This window comes from Streptomyces sp. NPDC055140 (genome assembly GCF_053607285.1).
The window spans coordinates 852,787-865,213 of the sequence record NZ_JBSGTG010000001.1 but is presented as its reverse complement, the minus strand read 5'-3'; the positions used below and the strand labels follow the sequence as shown (position 1 = coordinate 865,213).

The 12,427-nt window shown below is 71.5% G+C and carries 9 protein-coding genes and 1 rRNA gene; 4 read left to right on the top strand and 6 right to left on the bottom strand.

What is annotated here, in order from left to right:
• Nucleotides 1–162: 162 nt before the first annotated feature.
• Nucleotides 163–279 (top strand): 5S ribosomal RNA (rrf, locus tag ACWFR4_RS03990).
• A 135-nt stretch (nucleotides 280–414) separates the two neighbouring features.
• Here the strand turns inward: rrf and ACWFR4_RS03985 are convergent.
• The 3 genes from ACWFR4_RS03985 to ACWFR4_RS03975 all read right to left on the bottom strand — a co-directional run bounded on the left by ACWFR4_RS03985 (nucleotide 415) and on the right by ACWFR4_RS03975 (nucleotide 3,719).
• Nucleotides 415–1,005, bottom strand: a complete 591-nt coding sequence (locus tag ACWFR4_RS03985; protein ID WP_327577577.1) for a TetR family transcriptional regulator — start codon at nucleotides 1,003–1,005, stop codon at nucleotides 415–417.
• Between the two features lie 24 nt (nucleotides 1,006–1,029).
• The gene (locus tag ACWFR4_RS03980; protein WP_453650620.1) at nucleotides 1,030–2,055 is read right to left on the bottom strand and encodes an aldo/keto reductase; all 1,026 of its coding nucleotides are present in this window, start codon (nucleotides 2,053–2,055) and stop codon (nucleotides 1,030–1,032) included.
• A gap of 221 nt (nucleotides 2,056–2,276) precedes the next feature.
• A complete protein-coding gene (locus ACWFR4_RS03975; protein ID WP_453458103.1) occupies nucleotides 2,277–3,719 on the bottom strand; it encodes an MFS transporter in 1,443 nt (480 codons plus the stop codon).
• Nucleotides 3,720–3,910: 191 nt separating this feature from the next.
• On the opposite strand from ACWFR4_RS03975, the gene ACWFR4_RS03970 reads away from it, so the two are divergent.
• Nucleotides 3,911–4,807, top strand: coding sequence for a helix-turn-helix transcriptional regulator (locus tag ACWFR4_RS03970; protein WP_453458114.1), 897 nt, complete (start codon nucleotides 3,911–3,913; stop codon nucleotides 4,805–4,807).
• On the opposite strand, the gene ACWFR4_RS03965 is transcribed toward ACWFR4_RS03970, so the two are convergent.
• Nucleotides 4,777–6,246 carry an MFS transporter gene (locus ACWFR4_RS03965; RefSeq protein WP_453650618.1) on the bottom strand — a complete coding sequence of 490 codons (1,470 nt, stop codon included), beginning with the start codon at nucleotides 6,244–6,246 and terminating at the stop codon, nucleotides 4,777–4,779. The genes ACWFR4_RS03970 and ACWFR4_RS03965 overlap by 31 nt on opposite strands.
• Nucleotides 6,247–6,348: 102 nt before the next feature.
• On the opposite strand from ACWFR4_RS03965, the gene dusB reads away from it, so the two are divergent.
• Nucleotides 6,349–7,479, top strand: coding sequence for a tRNA dihydrouridine synthase DusB (gene dusB, locus ACWFR4_RS03960; RefSeq protein ID WP_453458098.1), 1,131 nt, complete (start codon nucleotides 6,349–6,351; stop codon nucleotides 7,477–7,479).
• Between the two features lie 104 nt (nucleotides 7,480–7,583).
• On the opposite strand, the gene ACWFR4_RS03955 is transcribed toward dusB, so the two are convergent.
• Both ACWFR4_RS03955 and ACWFR4_RS03950 read right to left on the bottom strand, forming a co-directional pair.
• Nucleotides 7,584–9,551 carry an amylo-alpha-1,6-glucosidase gene (locus tag ACWFR4_RS03955; protein WP_453650616.1) on the bottom strand — a complete coding sequence of 656 codons (1,968 nt, stop codon included), beginning with the start codon at nucleotides 9,549–9,551 and terminating at the stop codon, nucleotides 7,584–7,586.
• Entirely contained in the window at nucleotides 9,548–11,023 is a 1,476-nt protein-coding gene (locus ACWFR4_RS03950) for an MGH1-like glycoside hydrolase domain-containing protein (protein WP_453650614.1), read from the bottom strand. The genes ACWFR4_RS03955 and ACWFR4_RS03950 overlap by 4 nt, the downstream gene beginning before the upstream one ends.
• A gap of 108 nt (nucleotides 11,024–11,131) precedes the next feature.
• Between ACWFR4_RS03950 and ACWFR4_RS03945 the strand changes: the two genes are divergently transcribed.
• Nucleotides 11,132–12,385: an ROK family protein gene (locus ACWFR4_RS03945; protein WP_453458090.1), complete on the top strand. Its 1,254-nt coding sequence runs from the start codon at nucleotides 11,132–11,134 to the stop codon at nucleotides 12,383–12,385.
• The last annotated feature ends 42 nt before the right edge of the window (nucleotides 12,386–12,427 follow it).

The window sequence follows — 12,427 nt, the reverse complement described above, 5'->3', positions numbered from 1 at the left end:
GTTGATAGGCCAGATCTGGAAGCCCGGTAACGGGTGGAGGTGACTGGTACTAATAGGCCGAGGGCTTGTCCTCAGTTGCTCGCGTCCACTGTGTTGGTTCTGAAACCACGAACAACCCCACGTTTGTCACAGAGCGTGGTGCGGTTGACAGTTTCATAGTGTTTCGGTGGTCATAGCGTGAGGGAAACGCCCGGTTACATTCCGAACCCGGAAGCTAAGCCTCACAGCGCCGATGGTACTGCAGGGGGGACCCTGTGGGAGAGTAGGACGCCGCCGAACTATTTTTGAAGAAAACCCCCGTAACGGATGAGAATCCTGTTACGGGGGTTTTCTGCGTTCAGGGACGGTCGCAGGCCGGCCCCCTTTTCCGGCCGGCCCCCTGTTCAGGGCCCGGCCGAATACTGCGGGTGGGGGTCAGGAATTCAGGCCGCGGAGGACGAGATCCGTGAGGGCCCTGAACTCCTCGTCGATGCCGGCCTTCTGCCACTCACCCGCGTACGCCGGATCATGGAAGCGGTTGGTCGCGTCGAATACCGCGCGGGCCGTCAGGGCAGGGTCGGGGTGAGGAAGGCTGAACTGGCCCTTGGCGATGCCGTCTTGAATGATGTGGTCGAGCTGCATGATCAGCTCACCGACGTGGAGCTCGACCACCCGGCTGTTCTCACTGATCAGCACTTGGTACGTGGCGAAGAGCTGCGGATCGTCGCCCGCCTTGCGGCGCTTGGCCGCGAACAGCGTCGCGAGCCATTGGCGCAACATGGCGGGCGCCGTCAGCGAGCCGTCTGTCATGAGCAGTTGCAGTTCGTTCGTGGTGCGGTCGAGCCAGCGCTTCGTGACCGCCTCGCGCAACTGGGCCTTCGTACCGAAATGCCGGTAGACGCTGCCGTGACTGACGCCGAGCGCCCGGGCCACGTCGACGACGTTCGCCTTGGCGGGACCATGCCGGCGCAGCACCTCCTCGGTCGCCTCGAGGATGCGCTCGGTGGTCAGGGTCTCGGTTGCCATGATGCCGACCGTACCGGGCGGTTATCAGCGTTCGCTGTCGAGGTGTGCCATCTGTGCCTCCGGATAGCGGTCACCTGCGGCGGCACCGGCCGGGATGGCCTCCTCGATCGCGGCGAGGTCCGCCGCGTCCAGGTTGATGTCGAGAGCGCCGAGGGCCTCCGTCAGCCGGTCCCTGCGACGGGCGCCGACCAGGGGCACGATGTCGTCGCCACGGCTGAGCACCCAGGCGATGGCGACCTGCGCGACGCTGGCGCCCTGCTGCTCGGCGATCTTGCGCAGCGACTCGACGAGGTCGAGGTTGTGCTGGAGGTTCTCGCCCTGGAAGCGCGGGCTCATCCCGCGGAAGTCGTTCGCGGCGAGCTTGCGGTCCCGGCCGAAGTGCCCGGAGATCAGGCCGCGCGACAGGACCCCGTACGCCGTGATGCCGATGCCCAGCTCGCGGGTGACCGGCAGGATCGCCTCCTCGATGCCTCGGGATATCAGCGAGTACTCGATCTGCAGATCGGAGATGGGGGCGGTGGCGGCGGCCCGCCGGATCGTGTCGGCGCCGACCTCGCTCAGGCCGATGTGCCTGACGTGTCCCTTCTCGACGAGCTCGGCGATGGCGCCGACGGTCTCCTCGATCGGTACGCCGGGGTCGACACGGGCGATCCGGTATACGTCGATGTGGTCGACGCCGAGGCGCTGGAGCGAGTACGCGGCGAAGTTCTTCACTGCGGCAGGCCGACCGTCGTAGCTGGACCAGCCGCCGTCCGGGTCTCGCAGAGCGCCGAACTTCACGCTGGTCAGCGCCTTCTCGCGGTCTGCGGCGGGGGCGGTCCGCAGGGCTTCCCCGATGAGCATCTCGTTGTGCCCCATCGCGTAGAAGTCCCCGGTGTCGAGCAGGGTGATGCCGGCGTCGAGGGCTGCGTGGATGGTGGCGATGGACTCGCCCCGGTCGGCCTCGCCGTAGAGCGCGGACATCCCCATGCAGCCGAGCCCGATGGCGGAGACCTCGGGACCGGTGGAGCCTAGAGGGCGGGGGTGGAGAGTGGGGGAGGTGGGGGACATCAGGCGCTCCTTAGATCGGTGCCGTCAGTTCGATGGATCTGTGTCTCCCTAACCACGATGGCATGACAGATGACAGATTTCAATATCTGTCATCTGTCATCTGTCGTCTGCTATCCGTCACCTGTCACCTGTCACCTGTCACCTGTCACCTGTCATGCCAGGGGTGGGAGCGAGCGCCGGTCAGCCCCGGCCGTCGCGGGAGGCCCAGGTCGGCCCCGGGCTCAGTTCACCGCCCGTGGCAGCCTCAAGCTCAGTGCTGTCGTCAGGGCTATGCCCGTCAGTTGCACCAGCAGGGTTGTCACCAGTGCGTCTCGCATGCCCAGGCTCGGGGTCAGGGTGAGGAAGAGGGAGCCGAGTGTGGCTACGCCGAGGGCCAGGGCCGACTGCTGCGTGGTGATCATGACGCCGCTGCCCACTCCCGCCCGCGTCGTCGGCACCTCGGACAGGATGAGCCGGAAGAGTATGGGGAGTTGGAGTGCCTGGCCCGCGCCCGCGAGTGCGGCGCCCGGCATCAGTTCGAGGACGCCCAGGTCGGGCCAGGTTCGCCAGGCCGCGAGAGCGATGAGGGTCACGCCGGCCCCCTGGATGATGCCGCCCGCGGTGACGATCCGGGTGCCGTACCGGGCGATGAGGCGCGGGCCCGCGAGGGATACGGCGAAGAAGACCGCGGCCATCGGCGCGAGAGCCAGGCCCGCGGGTACGGGGCCGAGGTGTTCGCCCTGCTGGAGCGCCACCGCGATCACGAACATGAAGCCGCTGAACCCGATGGAGAACGGCACGACCATGATCAGGCCGCGGCGCAGTGAGACGAGAGCGAACAGGCTGGGCGGGACCAGTGGGGTGCGGCCGTGCCGGTCTGCCCGGCGTTCCACCTGGTAGAAGGCGTACGCGATGAAGGGGAAGACCGCGAGTGAGAGCCATGTCCACAGGGGCCAGCCGGCCGCCCGGCCCTCGGTCAGGGGCGCGAGGAGCGTGAGCAGGGACGCGGCGAGGAGTACCGTGCCGGGGCCGTCGACCGGTTCGGGGTGCGGGGAGCGGGTTTCGGGGACGGTGCGGGCTGCCAGGAAGAGGCCGACCAGGACGACGGGCACGTTCACCAGGAACACCGACCGCCAGCCGGTCCCGAAGACGTCCGCTGCGACGAGGACGCCACCCAGGATCTGGCCGACGACCATGGAGAGGCCCGCCGTGGCCCCGTACAGACCCATGGCCTTCGCACGGCGCCGGCCCGTCGTCGTCGACTGGATGGTGGCGAGGACCTGCGGGAGCATCGCCGCCGACGCGGCGCCCTGCGCGACGCGCGCGGCCACGAGTGTCCAGGCGTCGGGGGCGAGGCCGCAGGCCAGTGAGGTCAGACCGAAGGCGATCATGCCGCCGAGGAACAGCCGGCGCCGGCCGAAAAGGTCGCCGAGCCGTCCGCCGAGGACGAGCAGGACGGCGTACGCGAGTCCGTAGCCCGCGACGACGAGTTCGAGGAGTGCCTCGCCCGCGGCCAGGTCGTGGCCGATGGTGGGCAGGGCGACATTGACGATGAAGAAGTCGATGAGGGGGAGCGCCGCGCCGACCAGCACGGTGAAGAGCCCGAGCCCGCCGAGTGCCGGTGGGGCAGTGGCGGTGCGGGCTGTGGTGGAGACAGAGAGGGAACGGGTCCCGGTTCCGGTCATGGGTACCAGCGTCGTCCGGCGCTCAGACTGGTACCAGAGTGTTCTTATCCTGGTAGAAGGACTACCTGGCAACAGGCTCCGTGGCGCGGCAGGCTGGAGGCATGACCACGATGGCGCGGACGAGGACTGTGGCGCAGGCGCAGGCGCAGGCACAGATGCAGGCACAGGGGCAGGGGCAGGCGCAGGCACAGATGCAGGCACAGGGGCAGGGGCAGGCCGGTGGGTCCCCGCTCGAGTCGCCCAAGCGGGAGTCCGAGATCCGGCGGCATGAGCTCGCCGACTTTCTGCGCAGCCGTCGCGCCCGCATCACCCCCGAGCAGGTCGGGCTGCCGCGTGGCCGGCGCCGGCGTACCCCCGGGCTGCGGCGTGAGGAGATCGCGCAGCTGTCCGCGGTCGGGGTCACCTGGTACACGTGGCTCGAGCAGGCACGGGACATTCAGGTGTCGGTGCAGGTCCTGGACGCGCTGGCCCGCACGCTGCTCCTCGACGCGAGTGAGCGCGCACATCTCTTCCAGCTTGCCGGGGCCGTCGATCCGTCGCCCGCGGCGAGCTGCCAGACGGTCACGCCGGCGCTGCGGCTGATGCTGGAGAAGCTGGAGCCGCTGCCCGCGTGCATCCAGAACAGCCGGTACGACATCCTCGCGTACAACCGCACGTACGGGCGGCTGCTGGGCGATCTGGACACGGTGGCGCCCGAGGACCGCAACTGCATGGTGCTGATCTGCACGAACGAGCAGTGGCGGAAGTCGTTCGTGTTCCTGGAGGACACGATCCGGCTGATGGCGGCCAAGTTCCGCGGGTCGATGGCCGGTCATCTGGGCGAGCCCGCCTGGGAGTTGCTGCTCAAGCGGCTCGAGGACGAGTCGCCGGAGTTCCGTGAGGCGTGGCAGCTGCACGAGGTGGTGGGCACCCGCAGCAAGACGAAGTACTTCCGCAACGCGCACGTCGGGCCGCTGTCCCTGGTCCACACCGATCTGTGGCTCGGCCCGGACCAGGGGGCCCGTCTGGTGACGTACACGCCCGCCGACGAGGAGTCCCGGGAGCGGCTCGACCGGCTTCAGGAACTGGCGCCCGCTGTGGCCTCCTGAATTTCCGGCTGTTCCAGGCAGCGGGCCGTGCGCTGGGCGGTGGCGCGTGCCCAGCGGCCGCTGGTGAGGAGGCCGACCAGGAGGACGGCGACGCCGCAGCCCACGATGACCCACCAGCCGCCGCGGCTCGCGTCGACGAACGTGGTCGCGTACGAGGACGTGCCGACGCCCGACGCGATGCCCGACGCGAGGACCGCGCCGATGACGGCGACGCCGAGGGTCTGGCCGATCTGCCGGCTGGTGGAGGCGACCGCGGCGGCGACGCCGGCCTGCGCGCGGGGCATGCCCGAGACGGCGGTGTTGGTGATGGGGGCGTTGACGAAGCCGAAGCCGAGGCCGAACAGGACGTAGCCGATGAAGCGGGTCACGTTCGACGTCTCCGCCTCGAACGCGGCGAACAGGACGCCGCTCGCCGTCATCGCGATGCCCGCGACGAGCAGCGGGATCCTGGGGCCGCGGCTGCCGACGATGCGGCCGGAGATGGGGGCGCACACCAGGGTCATGGCCGCCATCGGCAGCATCCACAGGCCGGCGTCGAGGGCGTTGAGGCCGCGTACGTTCTGCAGGTAGAGCGTCGACAGGAACAGGAAGCCGCCGAGCGAGGCGAACGCGCTGATCGCGATCACCGTGGCGCCGCTGAAGGGTGCCGAGCGGAAGAAGCGCAGGTCGATGAGGGGTTCGGCGCGGCGTGGCTCGTAGGCGATCAGGCCGACGAGGGCCGCGAGGGCGAGCAACGCGAACGTCACGATGACGGGGGACGTCCAGCCCGCGGCGGGGGCCTCGATGATCGCGTAGGTGAGGGAGCCGAGGAGCGTCATGACGAGGAGCTGGCCGACCGGGTCGGGGCGGCGCGGCTTGGGGGCGCGGGACTCGGGGACGTAGCGCATGGTCAGCAGGAGGGCTGCGAGGCCCACCGGCAGGTTGATCCAGAAGATGGAACGCCAGCCGACCGAGTCGACGAGGACGCCGCCCACGATGGGGCCCGCGGCCATGGAGATGCCGACGACGCCGCCCCAGACGCCGATGGCCCGGGCGCGTTCGCGGGGCTCGGTGAACGTGTTGGTGATGATCGACATGGCGACGGGGTTGAGCATCGAGCCGCCGACCGCCTGGACCATGCGGAACGCGATGAGGGACTCCAGGTTGGGCGCCACGGAACACAGCACCGAGCCCACGGTGAAGATCACCAGGCCGGCCTTGAATATCCGGCGGCGTCCGATCCGGTCGGCCGTCGAGCCCGCCAGCATCAGGAGCGAGGCGAGGACCAGCGTGTACGCGTCGATGGTCCACTGCATGCCGGAGACGCTCGCGCCGAACTCCTTCTGCATGCTCGGCAGCGCGACGTTCAGGACGGTGTTGTCGAGGCTGACGATCAGCAGGCTCATGCAGCAGATCGCGAGGACGAGCATCCGCCGGCGGTGGGTCAGTGGAGGGGGCATGGAATCGACGGTAGCCCGACCGCGGGCGGGGCCGCCCGTCAGGTGGGGGACAATGGAGAACTGCCCCTGCCCGTCGCCCCACGTTTTCGGAGAGCCCGCCCGATGTCCCAGCAGCTCACCATCGGTCCGCACCTCGTGCAGCCGCCCGTGGTCCTCGCGCCCATGGCGGGGATCACGAACGCGCCCTTCCGCACCCTGTGCCGGGAGTATTCCGGCGGCAAGGGCCTCTTCGTGAGCGAGATGATCACGACGCGGGCGCTGGTCGAGCGCAACGAGAAGACCATGCAGCTCATCCGCTTCGACGCGAGCGAGCAGCCCCGGTCGATCCAGCTGTACGGCGTCGATCCCGCGACGGTCGGCAAGGCCGTCCGGATGATCGCCGAAGAGGATCTCGCCGATCACATCGACCTGAACTTCGGCTGCCCGGTCCCGAAGGTGACGCGCAAGGGCGGCGGCTCCGCGCTCCCGTACAAGCGGAATCTGCTGCGGGCCATCCTGAAGGAGGCCGTCAGCGGGGCCGGGGACCTGCCGGTCACGATGAAGATGCGCAAGGGCATCGACGACGACCACATCACGTTCCTCGACGCGGGCCGGATCGCCGTCGAGGAGGGTGTCACGGCGATCGCCCTGCACGGGCGCACCGCGGCACAGCACTACGGCGGTACCGCCGATTGGGACGCCATCGCCCGTCTGAAGGAGCACGTCCCGGAGATCCCCGTTCTCGGCAACGGCGACATCTGGTGCGCCGACGACGCGTTGCGGATGATGCGCGAGACCGGCTGTGACGGCGTCGTGGTGGGGCGTGGCTGCCTGGGCCGACCGTGGCTGTTCGGGGATCTCGTCGCCGCCTTCGAGGGCACGGGCGCGCCCGCCGCGCCCGACCTGCGCAACGTCGCCGAGGCGATGGTGCGGCACGCCGGGCTGCTCGGCGAGTGGATCGGCGACGAGGCGCGCGGTGTCATCGACTTCCGTAAGCACGTGGCCTGGTACCTGAAGGGCTTCTCGGTCGGTTCCGAGATGCGCAAGCGGCTCGCCGTCACGTCGTCGCTCGCCGAGCTGCGCGCGGGGCTCGACGAGCTGGACCTCGACCAGGCGTGGCCCGTGGGCGCGGACGGGCCTCGCGGCCGTACGTCCGGCAACAACCGGGTGGTTCTGCCGGACGGCTGGCTCAAGGACCCGTGGGACTGCGCGGGCGTCAGCGAGGACGCGGAGCTGGACACGTCCGGGGGGTGACGGGTCGCGGGGGAGTTGTTCTTCCCCCACCCCGCCCCTTCCCGAAACCGGGGGCTCTGCCCCCGGACCCCGGGTCGCTCAAACGCCGCGACCGGCTGAAAGACCTAATAGACCGCCGTGAGCAGCGCGAGCGGTGCCGCCGCCGAGCGTGACTCGCGCTCGCACGCGTGCGGGTAGGGGACGGGCACCGGGTACGCCTCCCGCGCGTACCCGGCGAGCACCTCGGGCAGCCGGTGGCCGGAGGCCGCGGCCGCCTCCACCAGCGCGTGCGCCACCGTCCGCGCCTCGTCGTGCAGCCCGTAGCGGGCGAGCCCGAGCGCGATCAGGGCGTTGTCGTGCGGCCACACCGAACCCCGGTGGTAGGAGAGCGGGTGGTACGCGCCCTGACCGGCGGCGAGCGTGCGCACCCCCCAGCCGGAGAAGAAGTCGGGCTCCAGGAGACGCCGGCCGACCACCTCCCCGTACTCCTTGTCGAGCAGGCCCGACCACAGGAGATGGCCCGCGTCGGACGCCAGCGCGTCGACGTGCCGCCCGTCGCCGTCCAGGGCGAGCGCCGGGAACGCGCGGTCCGCCATCCAGAAGTCCCGCTGGAAACGGTCCCGCAGATCGGTCGCCGCCTGCTCCAGGAGGTCCGCGTACACCGGGTCGTCCCAGGCCGTGCGGGCGAGCGCGGCGGTACGGCGCAGGGCGTCGTAGGCGTAGCCCTGGGCGCCCGCCGCCGTCACGGGGCCCGTGGGGCGACTGCCGTCGGCCGAACAGATGGCGCCCGGTGAGTCCTTCCAGTTCTGGTTGGCGAGGCCGCCGCGGTCGGCGCGGTAGACGAGGTAGCCGCGTGAGGTGAGGCCGCCGTGGTCGAGCATCCAGCTGACGGCGGCCCGCGCGTGCGGTTCGAGGCGGCGGGCCGTCGCCACGTCGCCGGTCCGGTCCGTGTACGCGCCGAGCAGGACGAGGAACAGGGGAGTCGCGTCGACCGAGCCGTAGTAGCGGGCGAACGGGACCTGTCCGAAGTGCGCCAGCTCGCCGTGCCGCACCTCGTGGACGATTTTGCCGGGCTGGGCGACGGCGTCCTCGGTGGACTCCGTGGCCTGCGTCGCGGCAAGCACCGGGAGCGTCGCGGCGGCCAGGCCCGGCCGGTACGGGAGGGCGAACAGGGAGGTCAGGAGGGCGTCCCGGCCGAGGAGTGTGAGGAACCAGGGGACGCCAGCGCCCGGCACGCTCAGCCGCTCGCCGTCCGGGCCGGTGGCCGGCACCTGGAGCACGGCCAGGTCGGCGAGGCCCCTCGTGCACGCTGCGGCGAGACCGGGCCAGGCGGCGGGCAGTGTGATGTCCCGTGTGAACTCCTCGGTGCGCGCGGCGAGTTCGGCCGCCGCGTCGGCGGGGGACGCGGGGACCGGGGTGCCGGGGGCGCCGTGCGGGCGGGCCGCGACGCGCAGGCTCAGGTCGGCCGTTCCGTGACCGGCCAGTTCGAGGGCCCAGACGAGGCGTCGGGCGCCGGTGCCGGTCTCCTCGACGGCGTCGGGCGCGGGTTCTGCGGTCACCGTGGTCGACGAGCGCCACTCGCCCCGCCGGTAGCCGAACCGGACGCCGTCCTCCAGCGCAGACCGGGAGCGAACGGCGCCGGTCTTCGTGTAGGTGCGGTGGTCGGCTCGCAGCTCGAACTGGTCGGTGAAGTCGGCGTCGACGGTCAGCGCGAGCCGTACCGTCGTCGGCGCCGCGCGGTTGGAGACGACCCGCAGGGTTTCGACGAACGCACTGTCCGCCACGGCCTGTTCGCGGAAGAGCGTGTACGCGGGCGGTTCCAGGCGGCCGCCGCGCGGCACGAGCACACAGCGCGCCACGCCCTCGCCGGCACCGGTCCGCCCGGACGCGTCCCCGCCCGGCGGTCCGGCGGGCGTGAGCACCTCGGGCGCGGCGCCGTCCGCGGTGAGCTGCCAGCGGCTGAGGTGCCTGCCGTCGCGCACGAACAGGCCGTCGGGCGAGCCGGATCCGCGTACGCCGCTGATGTCACCGCTCGGGCCGATCGCCGCGAACGTGGCACCCCGCACGAGCAGTTGATGCTGTCGGTCCGTCATCCCCAGGTCCCTCCCTCGTGCCGCTCCCGCGGCTCCTGCAGCAGATCCAGGGCGAGCGCGGCGCTCCAGGCGAAGCCGCGCGCGCCGCAGCCGCGTCCCGTGTACGGATCCACGTATTCGGCGAAGGCCGTGTCGAGCGCGGTGCCGAGCAGCGCGGTGCGCAGGCGCTCGGCCTCGGCGTGCTCGCCGTGGAGGCGCAGGCCGCGCTCGATCAGCCAGTTCGTGTTGAACCAGGCCGGTCCGCGCCAGTAGCGGTGCGGGTCGAAGGCCGGTCCCGTCAGGTCGTAACTCGGCACGAGCCGCACCGCCGCGCCGAGGCCGAAGCGGGGTCCGCGGGCGGTGCGCAGCAGGCCGGCGGTCACGTGCCGGGGGAGCGTCGGCAGGATCAGCGGGATCAGGCCCGAGACGCCGTACTCCGGGATCAGGGCCGGGGGTGACATCTGCCTGGTGGTCGTCCGGGATGCGTCGTGTCCCGGTGCGCGGGATGTGTGGTGGCTGTCGGTCGCGCGCAGGTCGCGGCAGAAGAACATGCCCGTCGCCGGGTCCCACAGGCGCTCGACCAGCGCTGCCGTGAGGCGTTCGGCTCGGGTGTGGCGGGCCGTGCCCGTGGCGCCGAGTTCGCAGGCGATGCGGGCGAGGGCGTGCTCGGAGGCGATCAGGAGGGCGTTGAAGGACGGGTCCTCCACGGCGAACTCGCCCTGTCCGTCGACGTATTGGCCGTCGCGGTAGTCCGTCGCGAGGCGCACGTACCGGCCGTAGTCGAGGTCGGTGGGCCGGTCGTCGGGCGCGCCGTGCTCCAGGTCGGCGCGGCGGAACGCGCGCGCGGGGGCCGGGACGATCCGGCTCAGCGGGGTGTCCCAGCAGGGGCTGTTGTCCATGCCCTGCTCCCAGGGGTGGATCACCGAGGCGAGGCCGCCGCCGCCCAGGTCCCTGCGGTGCAGGAGATAGCGGTGCCAGGCCGCGAGCTTGGGATGGATGCGGGCCAGGAACGAGCGGGACCGGGACAGCCCGGGGTCGGCGCGGTGCACGAGCCATGCCGCCAGCGCGTGCACCGGCGGCTGCACGATACCGGAGGTCTGCACGGCGCGGGGCGCACCGGCCGCCCGGCCCGAAGTGGAGGAGCGCCAGAAGTCGGGGCTGGGAAAGTAGGCGTCGAGAGGGACGGAGGGGTTGAACACGATGTGCGGCACCCGGCCGTCGCCCCACTGGGCGGCGAACAGCGTCTCCAGCTCCAACTGGGCGCGCAGCGGCGACACATGGCGTGAACCGATGGCGACGAACGCGGAGTCCCATGACCACTGGTGCGGATAGAGGGTGCGGGACGGGACCGTGGACGTGCCCGTCCAGTTCGTCTCCAGGACCCGCGCGGCCCGGTCGTGCAGCGCGGCCCGCTCGCGCTCGCGCGGGGGAGCGGCGGCGGCATCGGAGGCGCGGCGCGGAGCCGCACCGGTCCGCCGGGTTGTGCGGTCCACACGAACTCCCACGGTCTGTCAGTTAAGCCGTTTCCAGCATAGAGTTACGTCTACTTAACCAGCAAAACCTAATATGTAACGCGCAGTTGACGAACGCAAGGGGTGCGAATGGCCGGGGACCGGACGAGAGAGCGGCCGCGGAGCCAGGCGAGCGCCGGGGATCTGCTGCACCTCGTGCGCAGCGGCCGGGCGATCACGCGCGGCGCGCTCCAGGAGGCCACCGGGCTCTCCAGGGCCACCGTCGGCCAGCGCCTCGACCGGCTCTTCCGGGCGGGCTGGCTGCGTGAGGGCGCGGGCGGTCCGGCAGGGTCGCCGACGGGCGGGCGGCCCTCCCTGCGCCTGGAGTTCGACGACGCCCACGCGGTCGTCCTCGCCGTCTCCCTCGACACCCGGCACGCGCGCGCCGCCGTCCTCACCCTCACCGGGGAGCTGCTCGCCGAGCGCTCCGGTGCCCTCTCCGTCGACGAGGGGCCGGAGCGGGTGCTCGGCGCGCTCGGCGGCTGGTTCGCCGGGCTCCTGAAGGAGGCGGGCCGGAGTGCGGACGCCGTGTGCGGCATCGGGCTCGGGGTGCCGGGTCCCGTCGACACCGCCACGGGCCGCGTCGTGCAGCCGCCGATCATGCCGGGCTGGGACGGCTATGACATCAGGGGCCGCCTGGGCCGTGCCTTCGCCGAGCAGACGGGCGGCGCGGGTGGCTCGGGTGGCCCAGGTGACGCGGCCGGCGTCCCGGTTCTCGTCGACAACGACGCCAACCTGATGGCCTACGGCGAGCAGCGCACCGGTCACCCGGACTGCGCGGCCTTCGCCCTCGTCAAGGTGTCCACCGGCATCGGTGCGGGCGTCGTCGTCGGCGGCCAGATCTACCGGGGCATCGACGGGGGAGCGGGCGACATAGGGCATATCCGGGTGCCCGAGGGTGCGGGCACGCTGTGCCGGTGCGGCTCGTACGGGTGCCTGGCCGCGGTGGCCAGCGGGCGCGCCCTTGCGCGGCGGCTCACGGAGGCCGGGGTGCCGGCGGAGTCGGGATCGGATGTGCGGGAGCTGCTCGCCGAGGGGCACCCCGAAGCGGTGCGCCTGGCACGGGAGGCCGGTCGCAGCGTGGGCGAGGTTCTGGCGACGGTGGTGACGCTGCTCAACCCGGGGGTCCTGATGATCGCGGGAGATCTGGCCGGAACCCCCTTCCTCACGGGCGTACGCGAACTGCTCTACCAGCGGGCCCTGCCGCGCTCCACCGCTCATCTGGACGTGGTCACCGCGCGGCTCGGTGAGCGGTCTGCCCTGGTCGGGGCGGGTGCGCTGGTCGTGGAGCACCTCTACGCGCCGGACCGGGCGGAGGAGCGGCTCGCCGCGCTCGGCCTGTGAACGCCCGCTTTCCGTCCGGATGCTGACATCGAGGGGTCCTGA

Bases quoted from the DNA above. Each gene is read 5' to 3' on its own strand.
- ACWFR4_RS03970 (WP_453458114.1), top strand. From the start codon at position 3,911: ATGCAGGCACAGGGGCAGGGGCAGGCCGGTGGGTCCCCGCTCGAGTCG.
- dusB (WP_453458098.1), top strand. From the start codon at position 6,349: ATGTCCCAGCAGCTCACCATCGGTCCGCACCTCGTGCAGCCGCCCGTG.
- ACWFR4_RS03965 (WP_453650618.1), bottom strand. From the start codon at position 6,246: ATGCCCCCTCCACTGACCCACCGCCGGCGGATGCTCGTCCTCGCGATC.
- ACWFR4_RS03985 (WP_327577577.1), bottom strand. From the start codon at position 1,005: ATGGCAACCGAGACCCTGACCACCGAGCGCATCCTCGAGGCGACCGAG.
- ACWFR4_RS03955 (WP_453650616.1), bottom strand. From the start codon at position 9,551: ATGACGGACCGACAGCATCAACTGCTCGTGCGGGGTGCCACGTTCGCG.
- ACWFR4_RS03975 (WP_453458103.1), bottom strand. From the start codon at position 3,719: ATGACCGGAACCGGGACCCGTTCCCTCTCTGTCTCCACCACAGCCCGC.
- ACWFR4_RS03945 (WP_453458090.1), top strand. From the start codon at position 11,132: ATGGCCGGGGACCGGACGAGAGAGCGGCCGCGGAGCCAGGCGAGCGCC.
- ACWFR4_RS03980 (WP_453650620.1), bottom strand. From the start codon at position 2,055: ATGTCCCCCACCTCCCCCACTCTCCACCCCCGCCCTCTAGGCTCCACC.